Source organism: Mesorhizobium sp. M0074, assembly GCF_040322975.1.
Classification (GTDB): Bacteria; Pseudomonadota; Alphaproteobacteria; order Rhizobiales; family Rhizobiaceae; genus Mesorhizobium.
Genome location: NZ_JAMYUM010000005.1, coordinates 181,985 through 197,688, shown reverse-complemented (window position 1 = coordinate 197,688; position 15,704 = coordinate 181,985). Strand labels below are relative to the sequence as shown.

Annotated in this window: 16 protein-coding genes; 12 read left to right on the top strand and 4 right to left on the bottom strand. The window is 62.8% G+C overall.

The genetic code is table 11. From position 1 onward, the window contains the following. Nucleotides 1–125: 125 nt before the first annotated feature. Together NKJ73_RS09245 and NKJ73_RS09240 are read left to right on the top strand one after the other, a co-directional pair. Complete coding sequence (locus NKJ73_RS09245) at nt 126–1,985, top strand: sensor histidine kinase (RefSeq protein WP_031211942.1); 1,860 nt, start codon at nt 126–128, stop codon at nt 1,983–1,985. A gap of 6 nt (nt 1,986–1,991) precedes the next feature. Continuing rightward, entirely contained in the window at nt 1,992–3,347 is a 1,356-nt protein-coding gene (locus tag NKJ73_RS09240; RefSeq protein ID WP_352569113.1) for a sigma-54-dependent transcriptional regulator, read from the top strand. A gap of 30 nt (nt 3,348–3,377) precedes the next feature. Here the strand turns inward: NKJ73_RS09240 and NKJ73_RS09235 are convergent, their stop codons facing one another. After that, complete coding sequence (locus NKJ73_RS09235; protein WP_352569112.1) at nt 3,378–4,121, bottom strand: 2OG-Fe(II) oxygenase; 744 nt, start codon at nt 4,119–4,121, stop codon at nt 3,378–3,380. A 239-nt stretch (nt 4,122–4,360) separates the two neighbouring features. Between NKJ73_RS09235 and NKJ73_RS09230 the strand changes: the two genes are divergently transcribed. The 10 genes from NKJ73_RS09230 to NKJ73_RS09185 all read left to right on the top strand — a co-directional run bounded on the left by NKJ73_RS09230 (nt 4,361) and on the right by NKJ73_RS09185 (nt 13,900). Continuing rightward, nucleotides 4,361–6,352, top strand: coding sequence for a tetratricopeptide repeat protein (locus NKJ73_RS09230; RefSeq protein WP_352569111.1), 1,992 nt, complete (start codon nt 4,361–4,363; stop codon nt 6,350–6,352). 39 nt (nt 6,353–6,391) lie between these two features. Further along, nucleotides 6,392–6,688, top strand: coding sequence for a hypothetical protein (locus NKJ73_RS09225; RefSeq protein ID WP_352569110.1), 297 nt, complete (start codon nt 6,392–6,394; stop codon nt 6,686–6,688). Nucleotides 6,689–6,840: 152 nt separating this feature from the next. After that, nucleotides 6,841–7,566 (top strand): 3-keto-5-aminohexanoate cleavage protein, encoded by a 726-nt coding sequence (locus tag NKJ73_RS09220; RefSeq protein ID WP_352569109.1) that lies wholly within the window; start codon nt 6,841–6,843, stop codon nt 7,564–7,566. Nucleotides 7,567–7,769: 203 nt separating this feature from the next. Next, the gene (locus NKJ73_RS09215; protein ID WP_352569108.1) at nt 7,770–8,813 is read left to right on the top strand and encodes an acyltransferase family protein; all 1,044 of its coding nucleotides are present in this window, start codon (nt 7,770–7,772) and stop codon (nt 8,811–8,813) included. 318 nt (nt 8,814–9,131) lie between these two features. After that, nucleotides 9,132–9,635 carry an Lrp/AsnC family transcriptional regulator gene (locus tag NKJ73_RS09210; protein ID WP_352569107.1) on the top strand — a complete coding sequence of 168 codons (504 nt, stop codon included), beginning with the start codon at nt 9,132–9,134 and terminating at the stop codon, nt 9,633–9,635. Next, the gene (locus NKJ73_RS09205; protein WP_352569106.1) at nt 9,632–10,795 is read left to right on the top strand and encodes a saccharopine dehydrogenase family protein; all 1,164 of its coding nucleotides are present in this window, start codon (nt 9,632–9,634) and stop codon (nt 10,793–10,795) included. Before NKJ73_RS09210 ends, NKJ73_RS09205 begins: the two co-directional genes overlap by 4 nt. A 121-nt stretch (nt 10,796–10,916) precedes the next feature. Next, nucleotides 10,917–11,705 (top strand): ABC transporter substrate-binding protein, encoded by a 789-nt coding sequence (locus tag NKJ73_RS09200; RefSeq protein ID WP_352569105.1) that lies wholly within the window; start codon nt 10,917–10,919, stop codon nt 11,703–11,705. An 83-nt stretch (nt 11,706–11,788) separates the two neighbouring features. After that, nucleotides 11,789–12,460: an amino acid ABC transporter permease gene (locus NKJ73_RS09195; protein ID WP_023720609.1), complete on the top strand. Its 672-nt coding sequence runs from the start codon at nt 11,789–11,791 to the stop codon at nt 12,458–12,460. Continuing rightward, nucleotides 12,457–13,131 (top strand): amino acid ABC transporter permease, encoded by a 675-nt coding sequence (locus NKJ73_RS09190; protein ID WP_352451493.1) that lies wholly within the window; start codon nt 12,457–12,459, stop codon nt 13,129–13,131. Before NKJ73_RS09195 ends, NKJ73_RS09190 begins: the two co-directional genes overlap by 4 nt. Before the next feature lie 25 nt (nt 13,132–13,156). After that, entirely contained in the window at nt 13,157–13,900 is a 744-nt protein-coding gene (locus NKJ73_RS09185; RefSeq protein ID WP_352569104.1) for an amino acid ABC transporter ATP-binding protein, read from the top strand. A 639-nt stretch (nt 13,901–14,539) separates the two neighbouring features. Here NKJ73_RS09185 and NKJ73_RS09180 read toward each other — a convergent pair. The 3 genes from NKJ73_RS09180 to NKJ73_RS09170 are packed head-to-tail and all read right to left on the bottom strand — an operon-like array spanning nt 14,540 to nt 15,692. Beyond that, nucleotides 14,540–14,713: a hypothetical protein gene (locus NKJ73_RS09180; protein WP_352569103.1), complete on the bottom strand. Its 174-nt coding sequence runs from the start codon at nt 14,711–14,713 to the stop codon at nt 14,540–14,542. Then, nucleotides 14,710–14,991 (bottom strand): hypothetical protein, encoded by a 282-nt coding sequence (locus NKJ73_RS09175; protein ID WP_352569102.1) that lies wholly within the window; start codon nt 14,989–14,991, stop codon nt 14,710–14,712. The genes NKJ73_RS09180 and NKJ73_RS09175 overlap by 4 nt, the downstream gene beginning before the upstream one ends. Before the next feature lie 14 nt (nt 14,992–15,005). Beyond that, nucleotides 15,006–15,692: a hypothetical protein gene (locus NKJ73_RS09170; RefSeq protein WP_352569100.1), complete on the bottom strand. Its 687-nt coding sequence runs from the start codon at nt 15,690–15,692 to the stop codon at nt 15,006–15,008. Nucleotides 15,693–15,704 lie beyond the last annotated feature (12 nt).

The window sequence follows — 15,704 nt, the reverse complement described above, 5'->3', positions numbered from 1 at the left end:
GAAGAGTGCTTCAGCATTGATTTTATTGAGCATTCGCAAACGTCCGCACTGCCGGACGCATGGTCAAGTGCGACTCTCCGCATAGGTCGAATTGTGTTTTGTGCGAGTTCATGCACAAATGGGCGATGCTGCAACGCCCCGCCGGTGCCTTGTCTTCGACGCCCGAGCAACTCGCCAGGCGGGCGCGCCGAGCCTGGCTGCTGTTTGCGGCCGTCGCCCTGCTGATCGTCACCGCAGCGCTCTACGGCGCCGGCCTCTACGGCCGCACCGCCGAGGTCGAGACCCTGGCGGCGCAGGGGCGTACCGACGCCAATCTGAAGGTCGCGCTGCTGCGCGCCGTGCTCGAAAGCCCGCGTGCCCTGCCCCTGCTATTGTCCGCAGACCAGCAAGTGCGTGACGCGCTGACGCAGAAAAATGCCGCGGCAATCGATGTGCTGAACCGCAAGCTCGAGGGGCTGGTCTCCGGCACCAAGGCGTCGGTACTCTATGTCGTCGGCACCGATGGACTGGCGATCGCCTCCAGCAACTGGCGCGAGCCGATCAGCTTCGTCGGCAATGACTACCGTTTCCGCGATTATTTCTCCGGCGCGATGCAGGCTGGAACCGCCGAGTATTTTGCGCTCGGCAATGTCAGCAAGCGCCCTGGCCTCTACATTTCGCGGCGCGTCGGCGACACAGACGCACCGCTCGGCGTCGTCGTCGTCAAGATGGAGTTCGACCAGCTCGAAGCCGACTGGCGCGAGGCAAACCGCCCGGCCTATGTCAGCGACGAGAATGGCGTCGTGCTGATCACCAGCGTGCCGTCCTGGCGTTTCATGACAACCGCACCGCTGGCCGCACCTAAGCAAGCCGCGATCCGCGACAGCCAACAGTTCGGCGACGCGCCGCTTGTGCCGTTGCCGATCAAGCACCCGCGGGCGCTCAGCCCGGATGTGTCGATCGTCCACGCGGTGACACCCGGCGGCAGCGACGCGGAGTATCTCAGCCTTTCCACGACGGTTCCTTCGACCCCCTGGCGGCTCGACTATCTTGTCCCGGTCGAAGCGCCGATCGCCGCCGCCGTCCGCGAAATGCGGCTTCTTGCGCTCGGCGTCGTCGTCCCGCTGCTCGGCCTTGCCGCGTATCTGTTGTGGCGCCGGCAGTCGGCGCAGATGCGGATTGCCGCTGAACAGGCGGCCCGCACCGAACTCGAACGCCGCGTCGTCGAACGGACCGAGGATTTGAGCCGCGCCCGCGACCGGTTGCAGGCCGAGATAACAGGCCACCGCAGCACGGAAGCCAAGCTCCAAATCGTGCAGCAGGATCTGGTCCAGGCCAACCGCCTCGCCATCCTCGGCCAGGTCGCGGCCGGTGTCGCCCATGAGATCAACCAGCCGGTCGCCACCATACGCGCCTATGCCGACAATGCCCGCACCTTCCTCGACCGCAAGCAGACCGGGCCGGCCGAGGAAAACCTCGGCGCTATCGCAGCCCTTACCGAACGCATCGGCTCAATCACCGAGGAGTTGAAGGCATTTGCCCGCAAGGGCCGCACCGCCGCCGAGCCTGTCGAATTGCGCGGCGTCGTCGAGGGCGCCGTCATGCTGTTGAGAAGCCGCTTTGCCGGCCGGCTCGACGCATTGGCCATCGACCTGCCGCCGCCGAGCCTCAAGGTCATGGGCAATCGGGTGCGGCTAGAACAGGTGCTGATCAACCTCTTCCAGAACGCGCTCGAAGCACTCGACGGCCGCGACGACGCTCATGTGCAGGTGTCGGTCGAGGAGACCGCGGACGGCGTGACGGTCGGCGTGTCCGATAACGGACCCGGCATTCCACCCGCGATCCTCAAATCGCTGTTCACGCCATTCAACACCTCCAAGGAAAAAGGCCTTGGCCTTGGCCTCGTCATCTCGAAGGACATCGTCGCCGATTATGGCGGCCGCATCGAGGTCTCAAGCGACGACAGCGGCACCCGCTTCACCATTCATCTCCAGACAGCAGCGTAAGCCATCATGACGAACGATAATGCCGCGCCGGTGATCCTGATCGACGACGACCGCGATCTCCTCAAGGCCACCGTGCAGACGCTGGAGCTTGCCGGCTTCTCGGTCTCCGCCTTTGCGGTGGCGGCCGAGGCGCTGGCCGGGCTCGACGCCGGTTTTACCGGCGTCGTGGTGTCGGATATCCGCATGCCTCAGATCGACGGCTTGCAGCTTTTCAATCGCATCCTGCGGCTGGATGCCGACATTCCCGTCATCCTCGTCACCGGCCACGGCGACATCGCCATGGCCGTCAAGGCGATCAAGGACGGCGCCTACGACTTCATCACAAAGCCCTTCGCCGCCGACCGGCTGGTACAGAGCGTGCGCCGCGCAGCGGAAAAGCGCCGCCTGGTGATGGAGAACCGCGCCTTGCGCGAGGCGGCCGGAGAGGCGCAGGACGGCCTGCCGCTGATCGGCCAGACGCCGGCGATGGACAGGCTGCGCCGCACACTACGCCAGATCGCCGACACCGACGTCGATGTGCTGGTGACCGGCGAGACCGGCTCTGGCAAGGAGGTGGTGGCAAGCCTTCTGCATCGCTGGAGCCGCCGCGCGAAGGGCAATTTCGTCGCGCTGAATTGCGGCACGCTGCCGGAGACCGTCATCGAGAGCGAGTTGTTCGGCCATGAGGCCGGCGCCTTCACCGGCGCGCAGAAGAAACGGATCGGCCGCATCGAGCACGCCAGCGGCGGCACACTGTTCCTCGACGAGATCGAAAGCATGCCGGTCTCGACACAGGTGCAGATGCTGCGCGTGCTGGAGATGCGCGAGGTCACCCCGCTCGGCACCAACGAGGTGCGGCCGGTGGATCTGCGCGTCGTCGCCGCCGCCAAGGTCGATCTCGGCGATCCGCGCCAGCGCGGCGCCTTCCGCGAGGACCTCTACTACCGGCTCAACGTGGTGACGATCTCGATCCCGCCACTGCGCGAACGCCGCGACGACGTCGCCCTGCTGTTCTTCTACTTCGCCGAGCGCGCCGCCGCCCGTTTCCACCGCCAGGTGCCGGCAGTGCCGGCTTCGGTGCATCGCCATCTGAGCGACCATGACTGGCCGGGCAATGTGCGCGAACTGGCGCATTTCGCCGAGCGGTTCGTGCTTGGGTTGGAGGAAGGCGCCGAAGCACAACCCCCTGCCCTGACCGAATCGAACGCCGCCATGAAGCTGCCGGAGCGGCTGGAGCGCTACGAGGCCGACATCATCCGCGAGACGCTTGGCAGCAACGACGGCGACGTCAGGCGCACGATCGAAGCGTTGGGGATTCCGCGCAAGACCTTCTACGACAAGCTCCAGCGCCACGGCATCGTGCGCAGCGATTTTTCCCGGTAATCGCCGCCGGGCCTCGACCGAGCGGCTCGGCTATTTGGCGTCGTGGAAGATGATGCCGACAGTGTGGCGCATGCCGGAGCGAAGCCGGCTGACGCCGTGCCTGAGATTGACGCGGTAATTGCCCTTGCTGCCCTGGACCGGTCGATTGTGGACCGCGAAAGCGACCGCATCGCCCTGGCGCAGCGGCACCACCTCGGCGCGGCTCTGCATGCGCGGACGCTGCTCGGTCAGCACGAACTCGCCGCCGGTGAAATCCTTACCTGGTTCCGACAACAGGATCGCCACCTGCAGCGGGAAGGCAAGATCGCCGTAGAGATCCTGGTGCAGGCAGTTGAAGTCGCCGGGAACATATTGCAGCAGGAGCGGCGTCGGCCGCGTCTGGCCCTGCTCGTGGCATTGCCTGAGGAACGCGGCGTGTTCGTCGGGGTAGCGCTGCGCGATACCCATGCGCTCGTTCCAGTCATTGGCGACCGCGGCCAGGCGCGGATAGAGCGCGGTGCGCAAGCCGCCGATCAAGTCGGGCAAGGGATAGCGGAAATAGCGGTACTCGCCCTTGCCGAAACCATGCCGCGCCATGTGCACATGGCTGCGGAAATGGCTCTCGTCCGGATAGAGCCCGGCGATATTCCGGCACTCCTGCGGCGTCAGCAGCTTTTCCATCACCGCGCAGCCATAGCCGCTCAGCTCATCGGCCAGCGTCCGCCAGTCATATCCGGCAACGCGCACCTCCGCCGATTTCACCGCCGCTTTCGCGCCTATCGAAAGGATGGTCATGGCTTCGCCTCCTGTGGCTTCCGTGTCATTGAGATGGGTGAAACGGCGCGCGCGGACCACCCGTTTCTTGCCGGGTGAACTCGTTAGCGATTGTCTCGGGGATTTCGTTGAATACAATGCAGCGGGGCTTGCCGCGATGGGGGGGCGATTTGATCGGACGGGTTCGACAAAGGGACAGGGCAGTCCCCCGGCAATTCCTCGTTTGCCTCGTCGTCATGCTGGTCTCGATACTCCCGGCCTTGTCCGCCAGCAGCGACTGCGTCGGCGACGACGAGGTCGAGGCAAGTACGCGGATCGCCGCCTGCACGCGCATGATCGAGGATGCGACAGAGCCTGTGGCCAACCGCGCGACTGCCTACTACAAGCGCGGCGAGGCACGGGCATCACAAGGCGACTACGACCGTGCGATTGCCGATTTGGGCCAGGCGATCGACCTCGATTCGAAATTCGCCGGTGCTTACTATGCCAGAGGCACCACAATGGTCGAAGTGGGCGAAAATGATCGCGCCATCGCCGATTTTGGCCAGGTGATCAGCCTCGACCCGACAAACCCGGAGCCGTACAACAGCCGAGGTGTCGCCTGGGAGCACAAGGGCGACTACGACCGCGCCATTGCAGACTATGATCAGGCCATCAGCCTCGATCCGAAGCATTCCGACGCCCACAGCAACCGGGGCAACGCCTGGGCAGACAAGGGCGACTACGATCGTGCCATCACCGACTACGACCAGGCAATCAGCCTCGATCCTAAAAATGCGGGTGCCTACAATAACCGTGGTGTTGCCTGGAAACAAAAGGGCGAATACGACCGAGCCATCGCCGACTATGAACAGGCGATCAGTCTGGATGCGAAAGACGCCAGACCCTACAGCAATCGTGGTGCTGTCTGGGTACACAAGGGCGACTATGACCGCGCCATTGCAGACTATGATCGGGCGATCGACCTCGACCCGAAACATGCCGACACGTATGGAGATCGTGGCATCGCCTGGGCACGCAAGGGCGATAATGATCGCGCCCTTGCCGACTACGATCAGGCAATCGGCCTAGGTCTGAAAGACGCCAGCACCTACTACAACAGAGGCCTGGCTTGGTCGCACAAGGGCGACTATGACCGTGCCATCGCCGATTATGACCAAGCGATCGGCCTCAATCCTCAGGACGCTAGTGCTTACAACAATCGAGGCGTTGCCTGGAAACACAAGGGCGATTACGACCGCGCTATCGCGGATTATGACCAAGCGATCGGCCTCGATTCCCAGGATGCCACGGCTTACAACAACCGTGGCATTGCCTGGAAGAAGAAGGGTGACGACGACCACGCTGTCGCCGACTACACCCAGGCAATCAGCCTCGATCCAAAAAACGTTGATGCCTGGTACAACCGGGGCCTCGTCTGGTCTGACAAGGGCGACTATGATGGCGCCATTGCCGACTTCAGCCAGGCAATCACGCTCGATCCTAAAGACCCAACTGCCTACGACAACAGAGGCAATGCCTGGGCACACAAGGGCGACGATGACCGCGCCATTGCCGACTATAGCCAGGCGATCATGCTCGATCCAGTACATGCGAAAGCCTTCAGGTACCGAGGCCGTATCTGGCACAAGAAGGGCCATGATGACCGCGCCATTGCCGACTACGACAAGGCGATCAGCCTCGATCCGAAAGACGCCCGTGCTTACAATGGCCGGGGCGTTGTCTGGTCGGCAAAGGGCGACTACGCCCGCGCGACCGCCGACTACGATCAGGCAATCAGCCTCGATCCGAAATATGCCTATGCCTATTTTGGCCGCGGCATTCTCGCCTTCTATTCGAGCGCGCTGGCCAAGGCGCAAGCCGATTTCGGACAGGCGGCCACGCTCAAGCCCGACAATGCCTATTTTGCGATCTGGCTGGAGATGACCGAGCGGCGCAATGGTGCGGTGGGCCACTTGCAGGAAGCGACTGAAAAGCTCGATATGACCAAATGGCCGGCGCCAGCGGTTCGCATGCTGCTTGGAGAATTGACGCCGGCCGAGGTATCGGCGGCAGCCGACGACGCCGACCCGGCCAAGAAGCGTGGCAATTTGTGCGAGGCGAACCTGTTCATCGCCGAACTCGATCGGCTGCAACGCCATGACGACGAAGCCTTGCGGCTCTACCGGGTCGCTGCCAGCGATTGCCCTGGGGACTATTACGAATACGTTGCGGCCAAGGCCGCTCTGCACGAGTTGGGCGCGGTTCCGTGAAGACAATTTCCAAGACTTTTTGATGACCCGAGGAGCGACTTGACCGGACCGGTTCGAGAACGGCACAGGTTTTTCTGGCGCACGCTGGCTGGTCTCATCCTCCTGCTTGTCACGGGGCTTCCGGCGCTGGCCGCCAGCAACGACTGCGTCAGCGATGACGAGGTCGAGGCAAGCACGCGGATCGCCGCCTGCACGCGCATGATCGAGGATGCGACAGAGCAAGGCATACCGTCAGCCATTGTCCAAAGATTTTTATCGAATACCGTGCCGCCAACGCTGCGTTACGCGAGTTGGGTGTTTCGCCGTAACTCTGCCCGACGGATGTTCGTTTGCTAAGAAGACTATGCCGAACAACACAATACAGGTGCATTCTGCCAGACTGATTCAGGCTGTGCCGCGTCCATATGTCAGGAGCCTTCGCCAGCGCGATTCCGGTTTTCACTGGCCCGCGCTAGACTGGCAGCAACCGCAACCGGACTGCCCCTGGCATGATCGTCCAGACCTGCATCAATGGCGCGCGCAGCGCCGATTTCCACCCGCAACTGCCGCTGACGGCGGAGGCCATGGCGCGTGACGGCGCGGCCTGCATCGCTGCCGGCGCCGCCGAACTGCATGTTCATGCCCGCGGGCTGGACGGTCGGGAAAGCCTGGCTCCGGCGGCGATGGATCGGACGGTGCTGGCGCTCCGCCGCGCCTGCCCGGGGACGCTGATTGGCGTGTCGACGGGTGCCTGGATCGAGAACGACGACCAGCGGACGCTGGTTGCGATCGCCGGCTGGAGCGAGCTGCCCGACTATGCCTCGGTCAATCTCAGCGAGAATGCAGCACCGGCAGTCATGGACCGTCTGCGCCAGCGCGGCATTGGCATCGAGGCCGGGCTCGCCTCCGTTGCCGACGCCGAACGCCTGGTGAGCCTCGACCATGGCAACCGCGTGCTGCGCATCCTGATCGAAATCTCCGAGCAGGAGCCGGACGCTGCGCTTGAGATCAGCGACGATATCGCCGCCGTGCTCGACGGCGCCGGAATGCGCCGGGCAATCCTGCTGCACGGCGCCGACGCCACGGTCTGGCCTTTCGTGCACCAGGCGCCGGAACGCCGTTGGTCGACGCGCGTCGGACTGGAAGACGGCAAGGAGCTTCCTGATGGAACAGTATCACCCGGTAACGCTGCGCTGACAGCGGCAGCCGTCGCTATCTTCGAGTCCAGCCGTTAGCGCGGGAACGGCCAATCTCCTCTTCACTGGGGAGATGCCAAGTTTGGCAACGAGGCAGGCCAAAGTCGGCCGAGCATAAGTGTGGCGGCACGCTATATCAATAAAACTTATCTAAACCTTCACGTGTTAATTAAACCAACAATTAATCGGCACATCAACGATCACGTATGTTAATGCTCTCCTGCACCGGGGACCATTTTTTGATGAACATCATTCCACAGAATGATCACGCTGCGCCGCGTCGGATTCAACAGTATACATCGATACAGGTACTGCGGGGGCTGGCAGCTCTCATGGTTGTTATCTATCATCTTCCGGCCGCGCTGGGCATGCTCGATCTGCGTATTCCCGTTCTAAACAGCGGCGTCGACCTGTTTTTCGTCATTAGTGGTTTTGTAATGGTTCTCTCGACAGAGAACAGACGCGCCGACCACCGTGCTTTTTTGATGCAGCGCTTCACGCGCGTCGTTCCGTTCTATTGGGTTATGACCTTCCTTATGGTCGCCGCACTTTGGTTGTTTGCCGGTCGTGCAGTGTTTCTTGAGCAGATCACCAATAGCCTGCTTTTCATAGCCTATCTCGATACGGTCACAGGCTATGTCCAACCGGTGCTTGGCGTGGGTTGGACGCTCAATCTGGAAATCCTGTTTTACATTCTGTTCGCAGCGACTATGCGTTTCGGCACGCTGACGCAAATGGCCATGGTCGGCGTTGTCTTTGCAATCGCCGTAGCGGCGCGCATCGTCTTCAAACCCGCCGCCGACACTGTGCTGTTTTTCTATACCACGCCAATCCTGTTTGAGTTCCTTGCCGGCATGGCGCTCGGCCACCTGGTCGGCAGACTGGCGCGTTTGCCGACCGTCCTGGGTGTCTCGGCGCTCGTGTTCGCCATCGTGTCCATGCTGGTGATGGTACTTGGCTTCAACTTGCCGCGAACCCTTGCTCAGGGAATCCCGGCCTTGATCCTTGTCGCCGGTTGCATCAGCCTGGAAAGCTACTTCCGGCTTTTTGCTCCTCGCCTGCTGGCAAGGTTGGGCGATGCCTCCTACTCTCTCTATCTGACGCATCCTATCGTGCTGCTTGCGACCGCTCCTGTCGTTGCAAGCGTCAGCGTATCACCATGGCTTGCTGGCATGGTTATTGTCACCGCCTGCATTGCCGTCTCCCTGGCCAGCTACAGTTTTGTTGAAAAGCCGATTTTGGCCATTTCGCGGATGAGCCTTTCCGCCCGTCACGTGAAGGCATGAGTTGCGGCTGCGCCCCGCGGAACCACGCTGTCCCGCCAATCTTAGACCGGCGGCGCTGAACCTTCAAAAGATCCGGAAACAAAAACCCGCCTCGGGAGGACGGGTCGTTGGAGCCAAATTGGCACCATATCCAAATTAATAGCATAGCTGCCGGCACAAAGCAAGAACAAAATGTGGCGCACTCGACGAAAATTGCCGACAGGCACAGAGCCATGGCGGATGACATGGCTCTTGCCGTTGTTAAAAATCTCTCATAAGGTATTTTCATATCTGAAAGAAAATCCAATCGTTTCTTTCCTTTTATGAAAGCCTGAGCGTTTGCGGGAACATCTCGATCAGACCGACCGGCGACTGGTCAAGCTGCTGTCGCAGGACGCGCAGCTTGGCGTCAACCGCCTTGCTGAGAAGATGGCGATCTCGGTGCCGACGGTGCGCATGCGGCTGCGCAACCTGCTCGACCGCAACCTGCTCAAGATCGTTGGGCTGCTCAACCTGACCGAGCGCCCCGAACTGATCTCGGCCATCGTCGGCATCAACGCGCAAGGGCGCGGCCGGGCCCGGGAACTGGCGCAGCGCATCTCCGAATTGCCTTTCGTGAACTCGGCCACCGTCGTCACCGGGCGCTTCGACATCATCGTCGACGTGACCGTGGCCGGCGATGTCGCCGATCTCTACCGCGTCACCAGCGAGCTGATCCCCGGCGCCGGCGAGCCGGGCGAGGTCGTGCGCAGCGAGACTTTCGTCGTCATGGCGTCCTGCAACAAATGGGTCAGCCTGCCGGAAGGTTGCTGGTCGGACGAGACGCGGAAGGAAATGGCATGAAGATCGCGGTTCTCGGCGGGCTCGGCCTGCAAGGCCGGGCGGCTATCGCCGACCTCGTTGCCAGCGACGGCGTCGAGCAAGTGGTCTGCGTCGACACTGCAACCGGCGGCGCTGCGCGGCTCGGCGGCCTGACCGACCTTGCCCGCGTGCGTTTTGTAGTGCCGGAGGGCGCGATCGGTCCGGCGCTGGCCGAGGTGATGAAGGACGTCGGTGCGGTCATCGACCTGTTGCCGCAGCCGCTGATGCGCGACGCGGTGCAGGCGGCGATCGCGACGCGCACGCCGCTGGTCACCACCAATTACGGCAAGGCCATCGCCGATCTCGCTCCCGAGGCCGAAAAGGCCGGCGTGTCGATCGTGACCGAATGCGGGCTCGACCCCGGCATCGACCTGGTGCTCTACGCGCGCGCCGCCAGCCAGTTCGACACCATCACCGCGATCGATTCCTACTGCGGCGGCATTCCCGAGCCGAAGGCGGTGGTCGAGCCGCTGCGCTACAAGGTGAGCTGGAATTTCGACATGGTTCTGGTCAGCCAGAACCGCGACAGCGTGCTGGTCGAGGACGGCAAACGGGTCGATGTGCCGGCCGCCCGCCAGCACGACAATCGTTTCATCCACGAGATCGAGGTGGCGGGACTGGGCAGGCTCGAAGCCTTCCCCAATGGCGACGCGCCGCATTATGCCGGCATGCTCGCCGCCGCCAAGGGGCTGCAGCGCTCCGGCCGCTATTCGCTTCGCTGGCCCGGCTGGTCGGCGTTCTGGGCGCCGCTGAAGCAGCTCGGCTTCCTGTCCGAGGACAAGGTGCAAAGCACCGGTGCCAGCCCACGCGAATTCCTCGGCCGGCTGCTTGGCCCGCAACTGCAATATGGCGCCGACGAAAAGGACCTTTGCGTCATGCGCAACGTCTTTGTCGGCAGCGAAGGCGGCCGCCGCAAGACGGTGACCTCGGAGCTGGTCATCGAACGCGACCTCGCCTCCGGCCTGTTCGGCATGAGCCTTGGCGTCGGCTATCCCGCCAGCATCGTGGCGCAGATGCTGGCACGGCGCGAGATCGCCACGCCCGGCCTGCTCAACCCGCTGCTGCATGTGCCGGATGGCCGCTTCCTCGATGAGCTCGCCAGGCGTGGCATCAATGTCGCCGAAACGGTGAGCTGGGATTGAAGATTTTCGAACGGTGGTTGCCGCCGGCAACGGCGCCGCCGCTCAAAAGCGCCCCCCAACGGAAATCAAAGGGGTGAAACAACAAGTGGAACAACAAACGACAACAAGGAGGAATGCCCAAATGAAGATTGCCAAGCTTTTTATCGCCGGCCTTGCGCTCGCTGGCCTTACCGCTGCCGCCAGTGCGGGAACGCTCGACGAGATCACCAAGCGCGGAGAGTTGCGCGTCGCCGTGCAGACGCAAGGACCGCCCTTCTCGCTGGTGGGTGCTGCCGGCGAACGCACCGGCAGTTCGGTCGAACTCGCCGAACTGATGGCCAAGGAAATGGGCGTCAAGATCACCTTCCTCGACTTCGACTGGGACGGCCTGATCCCGGCGCTGCTGTCGGGCAAGGCCGATCTTCTGGTCGCCGACATGACCCCGACACTGGCGCGTGGCATGAAGGTCGCCTTCACCAAGCCTTACATGTACACGGGCAGCACCGTCTTCACCAAGGCTGGTACCGCCTTCAAGTCCACCGAGGACTGCAAGGCCAAGGGCACCAAGATCGCCGTGCTGCTCGGCGCCACCGGCGAGAAGGAAGCCAAGGCCGCCTTCCCCGACGCCGATATCAAGAGCTACAAGGGCGGCGGCCCGCTGCTGCTCGACGCCGTCAACAACGGCCAGGCCGATTGCGGCGTCAACGACGTCTCGGCGGTCAAGGGCCAGTCGACCGCTTATCCCGCCGACAGCTTCATCATCATGCCGGACATGCTGTCGAAAGAGCCGCTGGCCTTCGCCACACGCTATGACGAGCAGGACCTGCTGGTCTGGATGAACCTGTTCCTCGACCAGGTCAGCCTCGACGGCCGCCTGCAGAAGAACCTCGATTACTGGGTCAATTCCGACGCCTGGAAGAAGGATCACTAAGCGGCAATAGATTTCGGGCGGTTTCGCGCGCGTTCACGAAACCGTCCGAAGTCGCTTGTCCGCTAGAGGAACCCCGCCCCACCATGCTCGAAAACTTCAGCTTCCGCACCATCGTCGAATATCTGCCCCTGTTCGGGCAGGGCCTCGTCACGACCGTGTGGCTGTCTGTCCTCTCCTTTGCCGGCGCGCTCGCCGTCGGCATCGTGCTCGCCGCCATGAACCTGCAGCGCGGCCGGCTGTTCCGCGTCCCGGCCAAGGCCTATATCGACGCGGTGCGCGCCACGCCGCTGCTGGCGCAGCTTTATTTCCTCTATTTCGGCCTGCCGCGGCTCGGCTTCGTCCTGCCCGAGCTCGTCGTCGGCATCTTGGCCCTGTCACTGAACAGCGGCGCCTATGTCGCCGAGATCATCCGCGCCGGCATCCTGTCGATCCCGCGCGGCCAAGTGGAGGCCGGCGTTGCTTCGGGCATGACCTATGTCCAGCGCATGCGCCTCGTCATCCTGCCGCAGGCGTTCAAGGTGACGATCCCGCCGCTGCTCGGCCAGGCAATCGTGCTGGTCAAGGATTCCGCCCTGTTGTCGCTGATCTCGGTCGCCGAACTGACGCGCGCCGGACAATTGCTCGCCTCCGACCGCTTCATGCCGGCCGAAGGTTTCATCACCATCGCCGCCTTCTACCTCCTGCTCTATTACGGGCTGAAGGGGCTGGCGGCGCTCTCCGGGCGCTGGCTCGGCCTGGCGGGGGCACGGACATGATCTGGCAGCAGCTGCAAAGCGTCGCCGGCAGCTATCCGCTCGCGCTGCGCGGCCTCGGCATGACCGTGGTGCTGTCGCTGATCAGCCTGGTGCTGGGCACGCTGCTCGGCTTCGGCCTCGGCATCCTGCGCACCGGCGGCAACCGGCTGATCAGCGGCGCGATCGGCGCCTGGGTCGACCTGATCCGTGGCACGCCGTTCCTGGTGCAGATCTTCCTGATCTTCTTCATCCTGCCGGAACTCGGCATCGAGCTCGACGCCTTCACCGCCGGCATCATCGCGCTGACCAACCTGGCCGCCTGCTTCATCTGCGAGATCGTCGTCGCCGGCATCCGCTCGGTGCCATCAGGCCAGGTCGAGGCAGCGCTTGCGTCCGGCCTGTCGCGCTGGCAGCGCATGCGCCAGGTGGTGCTGCCGCAGGCGATGCGCATCGTGCTGCCGCCGCTGGTCGGGCAATATGTGCTGCTGATCAAGGATTCCTCGGTCGTCTCGGCCATCGGCCTCACCGACCTCACCCGCGTCGGCTGGCTGGTGGTGCAGCGTGTACCCAATGGGCTGCTGGTCTTCTTCCTCGTCGGGCTCGGTTACTTCATCGTCTGCTACCCCCTGATCATGCTGGCCCGCCGGCTGGAGCAACGCATGGGCGCGGCGCATGGCGAGGTGCAGTTGTGACATCGAACCTCAAGGGTCCGGCAATATGACCAAAACCGGCATGATCGAATTTCGCGGCGTCAACAAGTGGTTCGGCACGCTCAACGTGCTGAAGGACATCAAGCTCAGCGTCGAGCCGCGCGAAGTGGTCGTCGTCTGCGGCCCAAGCGGCTCGGGCAAGAGCACCCTGATCCGCTGCATCAACGGCCTGGAGACGATCCGCGACGGCGACCTGACGGTCGACGGCCAGCGCCTCGGCGACCCCGCCACCAACATGACGCGGCTGCGCACCGAGATCGGCTTCGTCTTCCAGTCGTTCAACCTCTATCCGCACAAGACGGCGCTCGAGAACGTCACGCTGGCGCCGATCCATGTCCGCAAGATCCCGCGCGCCGAGGCCGAAATGGCCGGGCGCGAATTGCTCGCCAAGGTCGGTCTTGCCGACAAGGTGAACGCCTATCCGGCGCAGCTGTCTGGTGGCCAGCAGCAGCGCGTGGCGATCGCCCGCTGCCTCGGCATGCGCCCCAAGATCATGCTGTTCGACGAGCCGACCTCGGCCCTCGATCCCGAGATGATCTCCGAAGTGCTCGACGTCATGGTCGCGGTGGCCGAGGAAGGCATGACCATGATGGTGGTGACGCACGAAATGGGCTTTGCCCGCAAGGTCGCCCAGCGCGTCGTGTTCATGGACGCCGGCGCCATCGTCGAGAGCGGCACGCCGGACGAGTTCTTCTCCAACCCGAAGACCGACCGCAGCCGCGCTTTTCTCAGCAAGATCCTGCGGCATTAGGGCTAACAACTCAATTAGCTGACTGCCGGCTGCGACAGAGATGAGTGGAAATCGACCTTAGGACTCGCGCACCGTGACCTTGGTCACAGCTCTGTCGCCACGCTCAATCTTAATGCGCTTGTCACTCGGGATAGGCGGTGGAGCTACGTTAGCAATCTTTCCATCCTCTAACCGATCCGCAGTCAAAAGCTCTTCCCCTTTCGCCGTCTTTAGGCGCTCTAATTGATTGATATACAATCTTGACATGCCGGCCTCCCAAACGAAAAAGCCGGACAAGAATATTGTTAATAGCGAGCAAGCAGGCGGAAGAAGCAACTTGCGAATTAGAGAAAGCGCATCACGCTTTCAATATAGCGGCCGAGTCCCTGGCCCTCAATGTCAACTAACGGACGTGGTTTACACAGCATGCCGAGAGGTCTGCAGAAGGTTCAACTCGGTCGTTCAGAATGATTGGGTTTTGACCTAAAACGTCAGCCGGCCGTGGCCGGCGTCTTCAGCCAAACGTCGCCAGAGGGTCGGCGCTGATCTCGACCCAGCCGACGGGCTGAAAAGAAGCACAGTTCTGGCTCCATGACGCCGGCAGAGCCGATGGTCCCGCCAGCGCAATTCCTTTCTCTGCCCGTTTCGGACCGACGCTTCTCAGAACGCGAAATCCGCGGACTGAACGACATCGGCTGGGAGCCAGGTTTCATGAACTTGCAAGATCTCGGGCCCCCGGCTGTAGCCGCGATCGCGGACCACCATCGTCGTGACCCGGCCATTGTTCGGTTGATCGGAGTCCTTCGCGTCGCGTTGCCATTCGTGGTAGTTCACGACCGCCAGGTCGCGCTTTGATGGCTGATCCGGATGTCGCGTATCTTGATACGGAAGGCCGGATTCGATCCGTAGATGCTCTTCATGTAACCTGCGAAGTCTTTTTTCCCGAACGCCCTGCCGCCTGGCATGATGGCGACCAGATCTTCGCTGATCCGGTCGAGCGCGTTCTTCTTGAACATCGCATCGTCGCCACGGCATCGGCCCGTCACCCAGTCGGTGAAGAATTCGTGGACGTCGTGGATCGTCGCTTCGATTTCCTTCGTTTGAAGGGACATTTTTTCCTCCTGTTTTACGATGATGCTGGATCAGGCGCTTTGCGCTGTGGCTTGCCCGACCGGAGGCTCCTTGAGGACAGCCCGTACCACGCGAGCCACAGGCACATGAGAAGCGAGGAAATCAGCCAGATCGGACCTCCGATGCCGATCCCGAGCTGCTCACCGAGTGTCCACCCGGTTGCCGAAAGGATACCGAACGCCGAGCCGACGATCGCGGCCCATCGGGGCAGTATCCCGACGTCATCGCGGGCGTCGTGATACGCGACAAGCGCTGTCGCCAGGGCGAGCGCCCAGAATCCGTTACCCATGCCGCCGGAAAACGCCCACCAGGTCATGAAGGCGCTGGTGTCACCCCGGTCCGCCGCGACCGCGACCACCGATGCCTCGGCGACTGCGGTGGAGAACGTGGTCAGGGCGCCGAGAGCCATCACCATCCAGGCAGAACTCAGCATCGGCGAATGCCGGACCCGGGGGTTGAGCGCCAGGTTCAGGAACGAAGCGCCGGCGATCAGGAACAGCGCCGCTGCCGCCGTCCAATGGACCGTAGCCCATCGCCCATGGCCCTCGGCGATATTCTGCATCTGAACAGACAAATCCGCGTCCGGTGGCCCGTGAAAGACGAGCGCAGCCGCCAGCAGCAGCGTTCCGGTGGCGAGCCAGACACCGCCCGGCCCGCTCATGTTGTTATTATTCGTTTGCATCGGGAAAACCTC